The sequence below is a fragment of the Mongoliimonas terrestris genome (genome assembly GCF_001927285.1).
Taxonomy (GTDB): domain Bacteria; phylum Pseudomonadota; class Alphaproteobacteria; order Rhizobiales; family Pleomorphomonadaceae; genus Chthonobacter; species Chthonobacter terrestris.
Genome location: NZ_MSIG01000024.1, coordinates 28,830 through 45,781, shown reverse-complemented (window position 1 = coordinate 45,781; position 16,952 = coordinate 28,830). Strand labels below are relative to the sequence as shown.

The following is a 16,952-nucleotide window of genomic DNA, read 5'->3' as shown; positions in this document are numbered from 1 at the left end:
TCCCGTTGCCGCTAGCGCCAGATGAGTGGTAAGCGTCCAGCCACCCCGGTGTAGCCGGGCGCGGCGAACTACGTGATCCTTTCGCCCTCTTTCTCCGAGGGCATTGCATTGCCATCTGCGCACACATCTGCCGCCAGCGTGATTCAGGTGATCGACGGCAAGGTCACTCGCTTGGACGAAAGCCCGGGCGTGCCGCGGCGGCACTGGCCGGATGCGGTCAAGGAGCGCCTGGTCGCGGCGGCTTCGGAGCCGGGCGTCAACGTGTCGGCGCTCGCTCGCGCCCATGGCATCGTCCCCCAACTGTTGTTCGCCTGGCGAAGCCGGTCGCGTCGCAAGGCGGCGGCGCTCGCAGCGGTACCGCCGGTCGACACCACGGTCACCCCGGCCTTTGCCGACGTGGCGGTCGTTCCCTCCATCGAGGAGTTCGGCACGGTCGAGATCGTTGTCGGGGCCGTCGTGCTGCGGGTCGGTGTGGACGTGCCGCCGGACCGGGTGACGGCCCTGGTGCGGGCGGTGCGACAGGCATGATCCCGCAGGGCGCGAAGGTGGTGCTGGCGGCCAGGCCCGTAGACTTCCGCAAAGGGCCGGAGAGCCTGATGGCTCTGGTCCGGGAGGCGGGTGCCGATCCCTTCTCCGGCGCCCTCTACGTGTTCCGCTCCAAGCGGGCCGACAAGGTCAAGATCGTGTGGTGGGACGGTTCGGGGATCTGCCTCTACGCCAAGACGCTGGACGAAGGCGGCTTCCACTGGCCGCCGATCACCGGCGGGGTGGTCCGCATGCATGCCGCCCAGCTTCTCGCGCTCGTCGCCGGGATGGACTGGCGGCGGGTCAGCCGCGTCCCCATCCGACGGCCGACGAGCCTCGGCTGAGGCTGCGACAGGGTGACTCGGCAGAAGCCCCGAAGCGCCATAAAGCGCGCAAATCAGCCGGATCCGTGCTTGAATCCGGCTCATGACGACCGCTTCGCCAGATCTCCCGGACGACATCGGGACGCTGAAGGCGATGGTCCTTGCGGCCCGCGCGGAGAGCGCGCACCAGCGCGACCTCGCCGCCCGGCTGGAGGCGGAACGGCTGGTCCTGGAGGCGGAGGCAGCCCGTCTTGCCGCCGCCAAGGCGGCGGCCGACGCCCGCATCGAGCGGCTCACCACCATCCTGAAGGCGATGGAGCGTGCCCGCTTCGGGCGCAAGTCCGAGACGCTGGCGGACGGACAGCAGTCGCCGCCGGTGGTGCCCGTAAACAGCTGACGAGCACCCCCGCCAGCTATCGTCCTGCTGCTGCACGGTAAGGGGCGCGCGTGTAGGCGACTACGCTCGCGTCCGGCAATACGACACGGCAAGGCACGACCGCAGCAGAGCTTGCAGCTGGTTGAAACGCGGCTCCGATCTGCCCGGCTTTGAAGGTCGCGTATTACAGCCCCCGGCCGAACCGCGATCTTACCTTTAAAAAGATGAAGCAATCACAGATGCAAGTACCGGCGGTGGCGTTGGCTTCGCAAAAACGCGCAGGCCCGGATGGCGCCGCTGCAGCTCTGGCGTGAGGCCTGCCCCCGTATGGATGAGCAGCGGTATCCCGGCTTTCGAGAGAGCCAAAATGACTGGCCCAATATCGCCGTCCGGTAGGTTCACGTCCAGAATAGCCGCTTCCAGCCTTTCATCTCGGATAAGTCGCAGCGCCTCGCGAACCGTCATGGCAGGGCCAACGACCACGCCTCCGGCCATCTCAATCGCATCAGCTATATCAAACGCTATAAAGGGCTCGTCCTCAACAATAAGGACGCGCCTGCCCTTAAGATCGGCTTCAGATTTTATCATATTAGCCATCGTAATAACCGCCATAGTAGCTCTTTTACTCTTAACGCTGTAGCTGATCGAGCGGCAACGTGAGAGATATTTTAACGCCGGTCCGTTGCCAGTCGTAAGCGATGGAACCTCCGAGCTGACCTGTGGCGCTTAGATGCGCAAGTTTGCTTCCAAAGCCCTGGCGACTCGGGGGCCTAACGGCCGGTTCCGTAACGTGCTCGTCCCAATATAGTTGCAGATGTCCGTCCAGCACGCCCCACTTAATCTTTAGCCGGCCGTCTGCATCTGCTAGTGCGCCATATTTAGCCGCATTGGTCGCAAGTTCGTGCAGGATTAGCGCCAAGCTCGTCGCGGCGCTCACTCCCACGCTGAGTTCATGCCCCTCAAGCGTAAGCTGGTCGCCCTTGCTTCCATCGAGATGTGGCCTGACAATTTCTTGGATCAGTGTGAGAAGAGATGTCTTCTCAAGGTGGTCTGCCTCCGGGATGATCGCAGAGCGAATAAGCTCATGGGCTTTTGCAAGAGCCCCTAAGCGGCCCTTCAGCGTGCTGGCCATTTCTTCAACGGAGGGCGCGGCGCGTGCAGTCATCGTCACCATTCCGGAGACGATTGCGAAGAGATTTTTCACCCGGTGGTTCAACTCGCGCAATAAAAGTTGGCGCGCTTCTTCAGACCTACGCTGCGTTGTTACGTCACGGGAAATGGACACCAAGCGAACTGGCTTGTCATCGGCACCTGTAACTGCAGTTACTACCACGTCCCACCACTTCGGTGTGCCTTTGATGGAGGGGCAAAACGCCGAGAACCGGCCCGTTTCTCCGGAGCGTGCGGCTTGCATGGCAGCAGCGGCTTCGACCGCGCTCTCCTTGGGCCAAAGGCTGGTCCAAGGCTCTCGGTAGATTGTTGCAAAGTCATCCACCTCCATGAGGCGGCGGCCGTTGTCGTTCATAAATTGAAGTGAGCCGTCGAGCTCCAGCACCATAATGCAGTCAGCGGTCGATTGAAGCACACTACGGCTAAACTCTTCGCTTTCCTCTAGTAGCGCTTCTTTGCGCACCCGTTCGGCAATCTCGTGCTGCGCTGCCCGGAAAAGCCTAGCATTGTCGATAGCAACTGCCGCCTGCGACGCTATGCCCGTCATCAACCGCTCGCTGCGTTCAGTAAACACGCCCGGATCAGAGTGGCCGAAGAATAAGCCTCCGATCACCTCCCCTGATCGTGACGCAACAGGCACCGCGAGGTAGCTTCGTACCGGCAGGTGTCCTTTGGGCATGCCCCAGTGTGGATCGTTATTGCCATAACGAGGATCCTTGGTGATGTCGTCGGAGCGCACCACCCCGTCGCCCCGGAAAGTTGGATTGAATACATCCGTGTTTCGCGGCATCGGGAACTTGGAAAAGTGTTCCCTCGGCACGCCCGAGATCGTGTAGAGTGTGTAGCCCTCGCCTGCTTTGTTATGCACAGTGTAGAAGAAGGCGCCAAATTGTGCATTTGTGAGTTCAACACCCGCATCAGTGACTGTTTGCACCACTCGATCTAAATCTATCTCCGACGCAATTATGACACCTGTGCGGTTGATGACCGTAAGTGCTTCAGACTCAGCTCGAGCGTCGACTTCTGCCTGCCGGCGCTCATGAATATCGGTCGAAGTGCCAAACCAGCCGGTGACCTGTCCGGTTTCGTCTCTCAACGGCTCAGCGCGTGCAACGTGCCACCGGTATTCTCCGTCTTGGCGCCGATACCGCAACTCGACTTCGTAAGTGTCTTTGCGCTGAATAGCCTCTTGCCATACTTCGAGAGTTCTCTCGGCGTCATCTGGGTGGATTACCGCCGCCCAACCCGTCCCGAGCGCCTCTTCGGTAGTTTGCCCGGTGAACTCGTGCCAGCGGCGATTCAGATAGTGGATACGACCCGCCGCATCAGCAAACCAAACGAGGTTCGGCACACGGTCGGCCAGTGTTTTGAACTGGTGCTCGCTCTCACGCAGGCGCGCCTCGGCTCGCGCCCGCTCCGCAGCAGCCCATGTGCGATCTGCGACCTCGGTGACCAGTTCGGCATCGTCCCCGATCCAAGGCTGCGCAGTCTGCGCGTGAACGTAGAGCGCCGCGCGCATGCGTCCCTCTTTGATCAAGGATGCCGTGATAACGGCGCGAGTATCGATGGCGTCAAACGCTGCCAGGCTTTCCGGCGCGTTAGTCCGCGGGTCCTGCGCGGCGTCCTGGATGAGAAGAGGTATACCCGCACGAAGGGCGCTCAAAACATCGGGTCCGAAGGCAGCAAGATCGTGTGTTCCTTCCCGTGATGGAACGCTCCCGTCCGTCCAGTTGAGTTCGGTGGTGAAGTAGCGTGCGGTTGCCTCTACTTCACCATAGCCGACACGATTGGCACCCAGAAACCGACCAAGGGCTTCCTGCGCTGTCTCGATGATCAATCGAGGATCGGATTGCGTGCGTAGCTTATCACTTAGCTGAAGAAGAAACCGCCCCCGGCGTTCGCTGAGCACCCGATCAGTTGTTTCTCGGCCTTGGTTGAACACCCCTGCGACTAGGCCGTCTTCGGCGCGAATCGGCGTAAAACTGTAGTCCCAGTAGGTTTGTTGACGAATACCGCAGCGGATTATGGGGAGCATTTCATCGTATACAGAGAACCCTTCGCCCGTCCTCATTACATGCAAAAATTGAGGGGCGACTTGTTCCCAGATATCGGCCCAGACTTCGGCACCTGGACGCCCAAGTGCCCATGGGTGCCGCTCCCTTAGAACCGGTGCCCATGTATCATTGTAAAAGAGGCACAACTCGGGGCCCCAGTAAACCGCTGTTGGGAAGCTGGAGTGGAGGCAGATGGAAATTGCTGAGCGGAGCGACTGTGGCCATTCTTCTGGCGGTCCGAGCGATGCGGCCGCCCAATCGTGGGATCGAATAAGAGCGCCAAGTTCACCGCCGCCGGTCAGGAAGGCGGGATGGTGCGGTCCATCAGTTGCTCTTGACATACTGCGCTATCACCAGTTCATCAGCGTCGCTGCGCGGCGACTGTCTCAGTTTCAAAGGGCGGCGCATGCAATAACTCGCATCCTGATCGCGACGAGGCAACCACAAGGATCGATGCCTAGCACCCACGTCGAGCTGCCCGATAGGAGTTGTCCTTGCAACGGTTGCGACCAAGGTTGGACTTAACTCATCGTAGCGGGTTGGAAGAGTGCGCAACGAAATTCACGCTGAGCACATAGGCTGCCGCCTTATTCCTGTTCGAGCGGCGGCTTTCCCGAGAGGCTCCGGTGACGAGTGTTAATGTTTCGGCAGAATGGCACAGCTAGCGAAGCCGCTGTCGTTGAAGGCCGCCGAACCTACCGCCGTGCCGCGGTTGTGGCCCTACTACCGCTTGCCGTAATCTCGCCTTTGGGATAGGCCCTGCGAGGTTCGAGCTTACCGCAAAAACGTTATTGGCGTTAAAGCGTTAGATGGCGCAGAGGGAGGGATTCGAACCCCCGATGTGACGTTGCCCCCATCGTGCCCTCGTTCATAACCAGAATCCGTTCTGGTTCTGGTCCTTCCTGGACCGGGCTGCGATCTCGTTTGGGGTGAGGCCGCCCAGACTGGTGTGCGGGCGGTCGTCGTTGTAGTCGAGGCGCCAAGCCTCGATGATCCTCCGGGCGGCTGACAAGCCCTGGAATAGATGCTCGTTGAGACACTCGTCGCGGAAGCGGCCGTTGAGGCTCTCGACGAAGGCATTCTGGATCGGCTTGCCGGGGGCGATGTAGTGCCATTCGACGCCGTGGTCCTGCTGCCAGCGGAGGATGGCGTGAGACGTCAGTTCGGTGCCGTTGTCGCTCACCACCATCAGCGGTTTGCCTCGGGCGTCGATGAGACGGTCGAGCTCGCGGGCGACCCGACGACCGGACAGCGAGGTGTCGACCACCAGGGCCAGGCACTCCCGCGTGAAGTCGTCGACCACCACCAGAACCCGGAAGCGTCTCCCGTCGGCAAGCACGTCGGAGACGAAGTCCAGGCTCCAGCGCTGGTTGGGTCCCTGCGGCAGCGCCATCGGAGCTCGCGTGCCGAGCGCCCGCTTGCGGCCGCCGCGCCGCCGTACCGTCAGCCGCTCCTCCTTGTAGAGGCGGAAAAGCTTCTTGTGGTTCATCTCGATGCCGTCCCGGCGCAGGAGGATCAGCAGCCGCCTGTAGCCGAACCGCCGCCTCTCGCGAGCCAAATCCTTCAGCCGCTCTCGCAGAGCGCTGTCGTCCGGTCTCCTCGAGGCATAGCGGTAGGTCTTCGGCTCCAGGCCGACCAGCCCGCAGGCACGCCGCTGCGAGTAGCCCTTCTCCGTGATCGCCCAGGCTACGAACTGCCTCCGGGAACTGGGCGTCAGAAGTTTTTTCCGAGCGCCTCACGGAGTGTCGACACGTCGAGCATTGACTCCGCCAGCAGCTTCTTCAGCTTGGCGTTCTCCTCCTCGAGCGCCTTCAGCCGCTTGGCCTCGGACACCTCCATCCCGGCATACTTCGATCGCCACGTGTAAAAGGTCGCGTCGGAGATCCCGTGCTTACGGCAGAGGTCGGCGACGCCAATCCCCGCCTGGTGCTGCTTCAGGATCCCGATGATCTGTTCCTCGCTGAACCGGCTCTTGCGCATTCTCCGTCTCCTCATCGACGGATCCCAGCTTCTGAGCGAGGGCATTCCAGGGGGCAAGGTCAGATGCCCTTGCGAGCATGCCGCATTTCGAGTGCGGTACATTCGACCACTCTGCCACCTCTCCGCAGTGCTTTTGAGCGATGGGAGTCCAGGTCAAAGCCTACGTTGCCCATTTTACTCTTCGAGATTGGTCGGCAAGCGTCCACCACTGCCTGCAGACACTTATTTGACAAATATTTGGCACTTCCAGCCAACTCACGGGTAAGTGCCTGAAAAGATTGGCGCTCCCTAGGGGAATCGAACCCCTGTTTTCGCCGTGAGAGGGCGACGTCCTAGACCGCTAGACGAAGGGAGCGTCGGGCACCGGGGTGCCTTGCGGTGCGGGGGATATAGCTGTCCGGGCGGGGTGGCGCAAGAGGCAATTTGCCGGCGTGGTGTCTTGCGGGCGGGAACGGGTCGGGCCATAAGAGACGTCTGTTCCGAGGGGTGTTCTTCGCAACGAAGAGCTGAGATGGCCGGTGAGGCCGAACCCTTCGAACCTGATCCGGGTCATGCCGGCGAAGGGACGGAACCGCATGCGGCGCCGCGTTGCCGAAGTCCGGCCTAAGCACGCCCATGCCTTTCCCCTCTCGACGCCGGCCGGCCCGCCTGGCGCGGTCGCCCTCGGTGGTCCGCGCGACAGCGAGGGACCATGGCGACAGTGCCGGAGAGGCCAGGAGGACGACGCGGTGCAGCCGATCCGGCGACAGGCTCGGACTTGGACGTGCCGGACACGGAGACCGGCGAGACGGCGGGCGCACCGGCCCCAACGGCCACCGACCGGTCGGCAGGCTCTCCCGTCGAAGGCGACCAGCAGCCGGTCCCTGGACCCACACACGGATCGATAGCCCGAACGGACCGGTCACTTGCGCCCGAGACGGAGCATGGAACGAGGTTCGGACTAGCCCCCCAGACCGCGCCGGGTCTTTCGCTCGGATCGGCTGGCGGGCTGGCGCCTCGATCGACGCGCAGGCTGCCGTCCGGAACGGGCCGTCGGCTGGCACTGCGCCTTGGCCGGGCGCTGGCGGCGATCGCCGTGGTGGTCGGCGTCTGGCAGGCGCTGGTGCTTGTGGCGGGCGCGCCGTCCTTCATGTTGCCGAGCCCGGCGCGCGTGGCGGCTGTGGCAATCGCCCAACACGAACGGCTGCTCACTGAAGCGGCGGTCACCTTCGCCGAAATCCTGCTCGGACTGGTGGCCGGCACCGCCCTCGGGGTCGCCACCGGCCTTGCGGTCGGGCTTTCCACCACGCTGGCGCGCGTGCTGACGCCGCTCCTCGTCGTCAGCCAGGCGCTGCCGGTGTTCGCGCTCGCGCCGCTCCTCGTTCTCTGGTTCGGATTCGGGCTCGCCTCCAAGGTGGTGATGGCGACGCTGATCATCTATTTCCCGGTCGCTTCGGCCCTTGCCGACGGGCTTGCCCGCACCGATCCCGGACTTCTGGACCTGGCGCGACTCTCCGGCGCCGGCCGCTGGCGCACGCTGGTGCTGATCCGGCTGCCGGACGCGCTGCCGGCGCTCGTCACCGGCATCCGGGTGGCGGCCGTGTTCGCCCCGATCGGGGCGGTCATCGGCGAATGGGTCGGTGCGTCCCAGGGCCTCGGTCTCCTGATGATACAGGCCAATGCCCGCATGCAGACCGATCTCCTGTTCGCGGCGCTCGCGCTCCTCGCCCTCGCCACGCTCGTGTTGCGGGCCATCGTCCACGCGGCGACCGCCCGCCTCATCCCCTGGGTGGAGGCGGCGCGATGACCGACCGGTTTTCCCGTCACCCGCCATCCGCTTTTTTTTCAAAACCAAAGGTGAGTCGTCCCCCATGACCTTGCGCCTTCCCGCCTTCGTGCTCGCCCTTCTCCTGGCCTTCGCTCCCCTCCCCGTCCGGGCGGCGGATACGCTGACCGTTCTCCTCGACTGGTTCGTCAATCCGGACCACGCGCCCCTGGTGGTGGCCCGGGAAGGCGGCTATTTCGCCCGCGAGGGCCTGGATGTGACGCTGGTGGCGCCGGCCGACCCGTCCCAGCCGCCGCGTCTCGTTGCGGCCGGGCAGGCGGAGGTGGCAGTGCACTACCAGCCGAGCCTGCAGCAGGACGTGGCGGCCGGCCTGCCGCTCGTCCGCTTCGGCACGCTGATCGAAACGCCGCTCAACACCTTGACGGTGCTGAAGGACGGCCCGATCCGCACGCTCGCCGATTTGAAGGGAAAGCGGGTGGGCTATTCGGTGTCGGGCTTCGAGGATGCCATGCTGGGCCAGATGCTGCGCTCGGTCGGGCTCGGCCTCGACGACGTGGAACTCGTCAACGTCAACTTCGCCCTCTCCGCCTCGCTCATTGCCGGGCAGGTGGACGCGGTGATCGGCGGCTACCGCAACTTCGAACTCACCCAGATCCGGCTGGAAGGCCGGGAGGGCGTGGCCTTCTTTCCGGAGGAGCACGGGGTGCCGGTTTATGACGAACTGGTCCTCGTCACCCATCGGGATCTCGCCGACGACGACCGGCTGCCGCGTTTCCTGAAGGCCGTGGAGGAGGCGACGCTCTTCCTCACCAACCATCCGGGGGCCGCCTTCGACCTTTTCGTCAAGGCTTACCCGGAGCTTGATGATCCGCTGAACCGCACCGCCTGGACGGACACGCTGCCGCGATTCGCCAAGCGCCCGGCCGCCCTCGACACCGGCCGCTACGCGCGGTTCGCCGCCTTCATGGTGGATACGGGCCTCGTCGAGAGCATGCCGCCGGTGGAGACTTATGCCCGCGTGGTGCGCTGAGCGGACGAGGCCGGCCGGGCCGATGCCGCCCGTCGCTATTCGGCGGCGTGGCGGATCGGGCCGATGGCGCTGCCGCGGGGCGCCTCCCCGCTCGCGATGATGGCGTCGAGCGCGGCCAGAATGTCGGCCGCGTGCGGCCGGGCGAACGGCAGGGTTTGAAGAATGCTGGCGTAGAGCGTGTTGTCTGGCCGCACCAGGAAGAGCGCCGGTTCCACGAAGAAGGCCGGTTCGTCGAGGCCATCGGCCGTCCGGCCCCGACCTTCGGACAGGTAAAGTCCCCAAGCGCGCGCCTGATCGGTCGTGAGCCCCCAGCAGAGGGTGAGTTCCTCGATGCCCCAGGCTTCCGCCGTGCGTTCCGCCCGGTCGCGGCTGTCGGCCGAAACGGCGATTACCCGCACGCCCCGCTCGCGAAAGGCGCGGATGTTGGCTTCCAACTCCTGAAGCTGGACCCGGCAGGCATCGCAGTGCAGGCCCCGGTAGAAGACCACCAGGGTAAAATTCTTCGGCTTCTGGTCGCAGAGGCGCCAGCATGGTCCCCCGACCGTTCCCACCCGCAGCGGGGGAACCGGCGCCTGGGGCATGAGGCGCGCGAAATCGGCCATCGTGTCGAAACTCCCAACGAGATCGTTCGACCCTTGAAGTGGACCTTAGCCGATCACGGATTAAGGAGAAACGACTTCACGTTTCAGGGAGATCAAAAGCTTGTGGCAACCACGGAAAACGGCGCCGCGATTGACTGCGGCGCCGTTCCGGAGGGCGTCAGATGGGCGCGCAGCGGCATGCCCGCCGGGGAGCGTCCGCCGTTTCAGGCGGGCACGCGCTTGTCGGCGTCGACCGTGCGGGCGACCTGCTCGGCCGCCATCTTGCGCACGGATTCCTGGACTTTCTCGAAGGCCCGCACCTCGATCTGGCGGACGCGCTCGCGGCTGACGCCGAACTCGGTCGAGAGGTCCTCCAGCGTCATCGGGTCGTCGGCGAGGCGGCGCGCCTCGAAGATGCGCCGCTCGCGATCGTTGAGCACGCCCATGGCGTTCTTGAGCATGCTGCGGCGCTGGTCGAGTTCCTCGTTCTCAGCGAGGACGGTCTCCTGGTTCTCGCGGTCGTCCACGAGCCAGTCCTGCCACTCGCCGCCCTCGCTGTCGGCGCGCAGCGGCGCGTTCAGCGAGGTGTCGCCGCCCAGGCGACGGTTCATGGAGATCACGTCCTCCGGGGTGACGCCGAGCTTCTCGGCGATCGTCGCCACCTGGTCCGGCCGGAGGTCGCCCTCCTCGAGCGCCTGTATCTGGCCCTTGACCTTGCGGAGGTTGAAGAACAGCCGCTTCTGGTTGGCCGTGGTGCCCATCTTAACGAGCGACCAGGACCGGAGGATATATTCCTGGATCGAGGCCTTGATCCACCACATGGCATAAGTGGCGAGCCGGAAACCCTTTTCCGGATCGTAGCGCTTGACGGCCTGCATCAGGCCGACGTTGCCTTCGGAGATGACCTCGCCGATCGGCAGGCCGTAGCCGCGGTAGCCCATCGCGATCTTCGCCACCAGGCGCAGATGCGACGTAACCAGCTTGTGAGCTGCCTGACGGTCGTCGTAGTCGAGATACCGCTTGGCGAGCATGTACTCTTCCTGCGGCTCCAGCATGGGAAACCGGCGGATCTCGTCGAGATAGCGGCTGAGGCCGCCTTCACCGGCCGCAAGGACCGGAAGTGATGTCTGGGCCATGGTGCACCCCTCCTCTCGGGCTGGAGACCTGAGGTGGTTCGCCCCCACGGCGACCTCGGTCCCGCCTCTTGACCCCGGCCCCGTTGTTACGCACGGCAGTCCGGGTGGCGCCCGCGAACGCGGCGCGCCAGCGTTAGGATATAAGAACGATCATGGCCAAAACACGAGGGAGCGCCGCAAGTTCACAAAGTCCTGAACGCTTCGACAAGAGCCTCGAGGTCTTCCGGCAAATCGCTTTCGAAGCGGAGAAGCTCTTGATCCACAGGGTGTTCGAAGGCGAGGAGGCGGGCGTGGAGGGCTTGGCGGGGGAAGGGCCGGACGACGGCGGCGACCTCGTCCGCCAGGGTGTTGATCTTGGTGAGGAAGCCGCGGCCGTACTCCGGATCGCCGATCAGCGGATGGCCGGCGGCGGCCATGTGGACGCGGATCTGGTGGGTGCGGCCGGTTTCCAGGTGGCATTCCACCAACGAGGCGACCGCCGCCCGGCCGGCCTTTTCCGGATATCTTTCAACGACTTCGTAGTGCGTGACGGCCTCCCGTCCGCCGCTCTTGACGACCGCGATGCGGGTGCGGTCGGTGGGCGAACGGCCGAGCGGGGCGTCGATGGTGCCGCGGTAGGGTTCCGGGCTTCCCCAGACCAGCGCCAGGTAGGCGCGCTCGAGGGGACCGGTGCGGCCGTGGTCGGCGAACTGGGCTGCCAAGCCCTTGTGGGCCTTATCGGTTTTGGCCACCACCATGAGGCCGGTGGTGTCCTTGTCGAGGCGGTGGACGATGCCCGGGCGGCGCACGCCGCCGATCCCCGACAGGCTGTCTTTGCAGTGGAATAACAAGGCGTTGACGAGCGTCCCCGTCCAGTTGCCGGCACCCGGATGGACGACCAGGCCGGCGGGTTTGTCGATGACGATCAGGTGCTCGTCCTCGTAGACCACCGTCAGGGGGATGTCCTCCGGCTCCGGCTCGGCCGGCTCGGCCGGCGGCAGGTCGAGGACCACCGCGATGCCGGCCTTGGCCTTGCGCGAAGGATCCGCCACGGCGGTCCCGTCGAGGGTCAAATGGCCCTGTTCCACCAAGGACTTGAGCCGGGACCGGCTGACCGCCGGGAAGAGCCCGGCGAGGGCCTTGTCGAGCCGCTGGCCGGCCGCTTCCGGGCCGAAGACGCCGGTCAGCGTCTCCGCCGCCAGGGCGAGGCTACTGTCGTCGTCGACGAGGTCGATGTCGCCGTCTGTAGCCGCCATGTCGTCCGCCTTGTAGCCGTCTTGTAGCCCGTTGTCGCCCGACGTAGCGGCGGACGCGGTTTCGGGTCGGTCCGCATGGTCGTCGTCCGGGCGGTCCCGCCCGTCGCTCTCATCGCCCGTCATCGTCGTTGCCTCCCGTTGGCGTCGACAAGCGGCGCACTGTTGCGTTACACGGCGCGGGACTAGCTCATCCCGACGCAAAGGAAAAGCGGACCATGGCCGATGCCCGCGACGACAAGGACGACGAGGCGCCGCTCGACCCGGCCATGGAGCGCGTGCAGCAGAAGCTCCGCAAGCTGATGCTCGTCTCCGGCATCACCCTCGGCGTCGGCTTCCTGGCCGTGCTGTTCGCCGTCATCTGGCGGGTGAACCGGCTGGAGGACGACACCCCGCGCGGCGAGGCCTTCCGCTCCGTGGTGGAACTGCCGGTCGGTGCCACCGTGGTGGACACGGCGGTCGACGGCGAGCGGCTGGCGGTGACCGTGGACGGCGCCGGCGGACGGGCCGTCCACCTCTTCCATATGCCGAGCGGACGCTTGATCGGCGTCACGACCCTCATCGCCCGCTGACCGGACCCGGCCTTCGGGCGATCGCACCCGAAGGCCGGGTCCAGGCCGGCCGACGCCAAATCACGGCCCCCAGGCGGCGAGGGCCTGCTGGAAGGCGGCCTCGCCGGGCGGGCCCTTCTCGAAGGTCAGGATGGCGCGGCGGCGGTTGCCGTAGCGGATCGGCACGTCGAACCACTGGCGCTCGCGCAAGAGCGTCAGGTTGCGCTGGGTGTCCTGCTCGACACCCGAAAGAGCGAGCCAGAACAGGTTGTCCTGCACCTTGGCGACCGCCCCGATCAGCGGGTCGCCGCGGGCGTCCTCGGTCTGCTTGACGATGAGCCCCGGCGTGGTGTCGATCGCCCGGCCGGAGAAGTCCGCCGGCAGGTCGAAGCGCATCTCCACGATATGGCTCGCCGGCAGGGCGGCGTCGGTGTTGCGGCGCATCTGCAGCACCATGCGGATGCCCCGGTCGGGGATTTCCACGGTGGCGCGGATCTGCGGCACGGGCGGCTCGCCCGGCAGGCTCGGCTCGTTGACGAACTGCCACAGCACCTGCCCTTCGGCCCGCGCGCCCTCCGAGCCGGGGATCGGCTCCTCGTAGAGGATGGCCCGCTGGGCGACGAGCACCACCTGGCCGTCCGCGGGCGGCGCGGCGGCGGCCGGCGGTGTGGTCGCGGCCGGCGGTGCGGGTTCGGCCGGGATGGCCGGGGTCTCGGGCGAGACCGCCGGCAGGTCGGCGGCGGGCGGTGCTTCGGCCGCCGGCGGGGCGGTCGGCACCGGCGGCGCGTCGGCGGCGGCCGGCGTCTCCGGCGCGGGCGCCTCGTCCACGTCGCCGGGCGGCACGACCCGCTCGGTCTGCACCGGCCGGGCGTCCGGGGCGATCGGTTCGGCCGGCTCGCCGTCCTGAGGCAGACGGTCGGGGATCTTCGGGTCGAGAGCCTCGGACCCGTCGGTGCTGGTCTCCGCCGGCACCGGCGCGGTCTCCTCCGGCACAGCGGTCTCGGCGACCGGATCGGCGGTGCCGAAGAAGGCGTCGCGGTTGAGGAAGGCGAAGGCGGCACCGGCCAGGAGCACGATAGCAAGGAGAAGACCGGCGAGAAGGCGGGTGCTTCCGCCGCGGCTCGGCGCCTTCTGGAGACGGGCCGGGCGCGGCGCATCGCGCCTTGCGGCGGCGGCCGGCGGTACCACCGGCGAGGGGGTCTCGCCGCGCGGCGGCAGGCCGGCCCCGAGGGGCGTGTCCATGAAGCCGGGTTCGACCTTGCCGTCCGGCAGGCGATCGCCGTTCTCCTCCATGGCGCCGCGGGCGGTCTTCACCGCCTTGGCGCTCGCATGCCCGAGCGACTCGGCCTCGTGCACGGTCTTCGACAGGGACGACAGGCCGGCGCTGATCTTCGGGTCGGCGACGGGGGCGCGGTCGGGCACCGGCGCCCGGTCGGGCGCGGTAGCCCGGTCGGGCGCGGAAGCCCGGTCGGCCGGCGCGCGCACCGGCGCCTCCGGCGGCGGCGCGGGGCGCTCCGCCGGGCGGTCGGCCATCACCCGATCAGGAGCCCTCTCGGGCGCCTTCTCGGGCGCCTTTTCCGGCGGGCGCTGGGGCTCGGGCTTCTTCGGGGGCGGCGGCGGTTCGGGCGCATCCGCGGCGGGGCGGGTCTCCATCCGCACGGCCGGCACGGCCACCGGGGTGGCGGCCACCGCCTCGGCCACCGTCGGCAGGCCGAAGGCGGCGCCCGCGACCTCGCTCTCGATGCGGCGGATGCTCTCTTCCAGCTGCAGGCGCTGGTCGGTGATCTCGGCCTGGCTCAGCGGTGGCTCGTAGGACTTCAGCTGGCTGACGAGGGCGGTTCTCGCTTTCTCGTAGACCGCGCGACGGGACTCGCCGCTGTTCGTCTGCAACGAACTGATCGCGCGCTTGAGAACCGGATAGTAATCGGCCATCGATTAGAATCTCGCCAACTTTCCCTAGTTTCAGGGTTAGTCCTGAAAGGGGTCCTGTACAAGGATGGTATCGAGCCGGTCGGGGCTCGTGGACAGCATCGCCACCGGCGCGCCGATCAGTTCTTCCACGTGACGCACGTACTTGACGGCCTGGGCCGGCAGGTCCGCCCAGGAGCGGGCGCCGCGCGTGGTGCCGGACCAGCCCTCCAGCGTCTCGTAGATCGGCTCCACCTTGGCCTGCGCCTCCTGGCTCGCCGGCAGGTAGTCGATCACCTTGCCGTCCAGCCGATAGCCGACGCAGACCTTGATCTCGTCGAGCCCGTCGAGCACGTCGAGCTTGGTGAGCGCGATGCCGTCGATGCCGGAGACCCGGACGGTCTGGCGGACGAGCACCGCGTCGAACCAGCCGCAGCGGCGCTTGCGGCCCGTGACCGTGCCGAACTCGTGGCCCCGGGTGCCGAGGAATTCGCCGACCTCGTCGTGGAGTTCGGTCGGGAACGGCCCCTCGCCGACCCGCGTGGTGTAGGCCTTGGTGATGCCGAGCACGTAGGAGAGCGCGCCCGGGCCGAGGCCGGAGCCCGTGGAGGCCTGGCCCGCCGTGGTATTGGACGACGTGACGAAGGGATAGGTTCCATGGTCGTTGTCGAGGAGCGCGCCTTGCGCGCCCTCGAACAGGATGCGCGCGCCGGCCCGGCGCTTCTCGTCGAGCAGACGCCAGACGATGTCCACGAAGGGCAGCACCTGGTCGGCGACCGCCATCAGCTCGGCGTGGATCGTCTCCACGGCGATCTCCGGCTGGCCGAGACCGCGGCGAAGCGGATTGTGGTGGGCGAGCAGGCGTTCGATGCGGGCGGTGAGCACGTCGCGGTCGGCAAGGTCCATCACCCGGATGGCGCGGCGGCCGACCTTGTCCTCGTAGGCCGGGCCGATGCCGCGCTTGGTGGTGCCGATGCGGGTGCCGGTGTTCGATGATTCGCGCAGCTCGTCCAGCTCCCGGTGGAGCGACAGGATGAGGCTGGCGTTCTCGGCGATGCGCAGGTTCTCCGGCGTCACCACCACGCCCTGCTCGGCGAGCTTGGCCAGTTCCTTGACGAAGGCGTGCGGATCGAGAACCACGCCGTTGCCGATCACCGACAGCTTGCCGCGCACCACGCCGGACGGCAGCAGCGAGAGCTTGTAGGAGACGCCGTCGATCACCAGCGTGTGGCCGGCGTTGTGGCCGCCCTGGAACCGAACCACCACGTCCGCCCGCTCCGAGAGCCAGTCGACGATCTTGCCCTTGCCCTCGTCGCCCCACTGGGAGCCCACCACAACCACGTTCGCCATCGGCCGACCGGTCCTGTTCTCAATCCTCACGAGGCGCGCCCGGCATCGCTTCGCCGACAGTCCGCACGCACGGAAAGCCCCGATGCCGGCTTGGGCAACGAGGCGGCGGGACTATAGACCGGCCGCGAGGGCATTCCAACCGGCGGCGGCGAATTCAGCGGGGAGAATGGATGGGGGTGCAAAAGGGGGCGCGGAAAAGCGTGGGGGGTCGGAAAAGCGTGGGTGGTCCGCCTGCGCGGACCATGACGATCGGGGCGGATGGGGAGGGGGCGCGGACGTGCCGGTGCCGGAGCGACCGCAAGCGTTGCTTCATCCTCCTCCATCGTCATGGTCCGGTTCAGCCGGACCAGCCACGCATACCTTCGCTCGGTCGTGCAGGGCGAATGCGTGGGTGGTCCGCCTGCGCGGACCATGACGATGGAGGCGGATGGGAGAGCGGCGGCGCGTCCGGGGGCGACCGGCGCGTTCGGGGGCGAGCGGTGCGTTCGGGGGCGAGCGGTGCGGGCGCGGGGGGCGGTGCGGGTGGGTCGGTGGGGTGATTCCCGTCCCCAGGGCGTCACCCCGGCGGACGCCGGGGCCCAACCGGGGGTGGCGACAACCGCGCCGTTGCGGAGGCGGCACGGTCGGTTGGATCCCGGCGTCCGCCGGGATGACGATGGAGGCGGAGGGGTCGGGGGCGCGAAGCTTCCTGTACCCAGGCGACCGCAAGCGTTTCCTCATCCTCCTCCATCGTCATGGTCCGGTTCAGTGTTCAGCCGGACCAGCCACGCCTATCGTCGCGTGGTGGCGTCCGGAGAAAGGCGTGGGTGGTCCGCCTGCGCGGACCATGACGATCGGGGAGGATGGGGAGGGGGCGGTGCCTGACCGGTTGAGCGGCGCGATCGTGGGCGAGCGGGGCGGCCGGGCCGGCGGCCACCCGGGGTCGTGCTTTTCGCCCATGGCACCGCGGGGCCGTCCCGGCTATGAAGGCC

General features: G+C 66.6%; 13 protein-coding genes, 1 tRNA gene, 1 pseudogene and 1 riboswitch. Of the genes and pseudogenes, 6 read left to right on the top strand and 9 right to left on the bottom strand.

What is annotated here, in order from left to right:
- The first annotated feature begins 72 nt into the window (after positions 1-72).
- From BUQ68_RS21115 to BUQ68_RS21105, 3 genes and pseudogenes are all read left to right on the top strand, one after another.
- Complete coding sequence (locus tag BUQ68_RS21115; protein WP_083656783.1) at positions 73-528, top strand: transposase; 456 nt, start codon at positions 73-75, stop codon at positions 526-528.
- Positions 525-869, top strand: coding sequence for an IS66 family insertion sequence element accessory protein TnpB (gene tnpB, locus BUQ68_RS21110; protein WP_075218005.1), 345 nt, complete (start codon positions 525-527; stop codon positions 867-869). The genes BUQ68_RS21115 and tnpB overlap by 4 nt, the downstream gene beginning before the upstream one ends.
- Before the next feature lie 82 nt (positions 870-951).
- Positions 952-1,200: pseudogene (locus BUQ68_RS21105) on the top strand (hypothetical protein); the annotation flags it as partial.
- A gap of 240 nt (positions 1,201-1,440) precedes the next feature.
- Here the strand turns inward: BUQ68_RS21105 and BUQ68_RS21100 are convergent.
- From BUQ68_RS21100 to BUQ68_RS21080, 4 genes are all read right to left on the bottom strand, one after another.
- A complete protein-coding gene (locus tag BUQ68_RS21100) occupies positions 1,441-1,821 on the bottom strand; it encodes a response regulator (protein ID WP_425349565.1) in 381 nt (126 codons plus the stop codon).
- A 31-nt stretch (positions 1,822-1,852) separates the two neighbouring features.
- Positions 1,853-4,594 carry a PAS domain-containing protein gene (locus BUQ68_RS24035; RefSeq protein WP_075218003.1) on the bottom strand — a complete coding sequence of 914 codons (2,742 nt, stop codon included), beginning with the start codon at positions 4,592-4,594 and terminating at the stop codon, positions 1,853-1,855.
- Between the two features lie 722 nt (positions 4,595-5,316).
- Positions 5,317-6,428, bottom strand: a protein-coding gene (locus tag BUQ68_RS21090; RefSeq protein ID WP_095407401.1) for an IS3 family transposase whose coding sequence is annotated in 2 segments (ribosomal slippage) — positions 5,317-6,173 and positions 6,173-6,428 — 1,113 coding nt in all. Because the reading frame shifts where the segments join, the coding sequence is not laid out codon by codon here.
- Between the two features lie 279 nt (positions 6,429-6,707).
- Positions 6,708-6,783: transfer RNA gene (locus BUQ68_RS21080), tRNA-Glu, on the bottom strand.
- A 117-nt stretch (positions 6,784-6,900) separates the two neighbouring features.
- A riboswitch (TPP riboswitch) is annotated at positions 6,901-7,011 on the top strand.
- Positions 7,012-7,470: 459 nt separating this feature from the next.
- Between BUQ68_RS21080 and BUQ68_RS21075 the strand changes: the two genes are divergently transcribed.
- Positions 7,471-8,214 (top strand): ABC transporter permease, encoded by a 744-nt coding sequence (locus BUQ68_RS21075; RefSeq protein ID WP_075218012.1) that lies wholly within the window; start codon positions 7,471-7,473, stop codon positions 8,212-8,214.
- A 64-nt stretch (positions 8,215-8,278) separates the two neighbouring features.
- The gene (locus BUQ68_RS21070) at positions 8,279-9,223 is read left to right on the top strand and encodes an ABC transporter substrate-binding protein (protein ID WP_075218000.1); all 945 of its coding nucleotides are present in this window, start codon (positions 8,279-8,281) and stop codon (positions 9,221-9,223) included.
- Positions 9,224-9,258: 35 nt separating this feature from the next.
- Here BUQ68_RS21070 and BUQ68_RS21065 read toward each other — a convergent pair whose 3' ends face one another.
- The 3 genes from BUQ68_RS21065 to BUQ68_RS21055 all read right to left on the bottom strand — a co-directional run bounded on the left by BUQ68_RS21065 (position 9,259) and on the right by BUQ68_RS21055 (position 12,298).
- Positions 9,259-9,825 carry a redoxin domain-containing protein gene (locus BUQ68_RS21065; RefSeq protein ID WP_075217999.1) on the bottom strand — a complete coding sequence of 189 codons (567 nt, stop codon included), beginning with the start codon at positions 9,823-9,825 and terminating at the stop codon, positions 9,259-9,261.
- Positions 9,826-10,028: 203 nt separating this feature from the next.
- Complete coding sequence (rpoH, locus tag BUQ68_RS21060; protein ID WP_075217998.1) at positions 10,029-10,940, bottom strand: RNA polymerase sigma factor RpoH; 912 nt, start codon at positions 10,938-10,940, stop codon at positions 10,029-10,031.
- Between the two features lie 182 nt (positions 10,941-11,122).
- Positions 11,123-12,298, bottom strand: coding sequence for an RluA family pseudouridine synthase (locus tag BUQ68_RS21055; protein ID WP_245293338.1), 1,176 nt, complete (start codon positions 12,296-12,298; stop codon positions 11,123-11,125).
- A gap of 92 nt (positions 12,299-12,390) precedes the next feature.
- On the opposite strand from BUQ68_RS21055, the gene BUQ68_RS21050 reads away from it, so the two are divergent.
- Positions 12,391-12,744, top strand: a complete 354-nt coding sequence (locus BUQ68_RS21050; RefSeq protein ID WP_075217997.1) for a hypothetical protein — start codon at positions 12,391-12,393, stop codon at positions 12,742-12,744.
- 60 nt (positions 12,745-12,804) lie between these two features.
- Here BUQ68_RS21050 and BUQ68_RS21045 read toward each other — a convergent pair whose 3' ends face one another.
- Together BUQ68_RS21045 and BUQ68_RS21040 are read right to left on the bottom strand one after the other, a co-directional pair.
- Positions 12,805-14,655: a hypothetical protein gene (locus BUQ68_RS21045; protein ID WP_075217996.1), complete on the bottom strand. Its 1,851-nt coding sequence runs from the start codon at positions 14,653-14,655 to the stop codon at positions 12,805-12,807.
- Positions 14,656-14,691: 36 nt separating this feature from the next.
- Positions 14,692-15,981 carry an adenylosuccinate synthase gene (locus BUQ68_RS21040; protein ID WP_075217995.1) on the bottom strand — a complete coding sequence of 430 codons (1,290 nt, stop codon included), beginning with the start codon at positions 15,979-15,981 and terminating at the stop codon, positions 14,692-14,694.
- Positions 15,982-16,952: the final 971 nt, after the last annotated feature.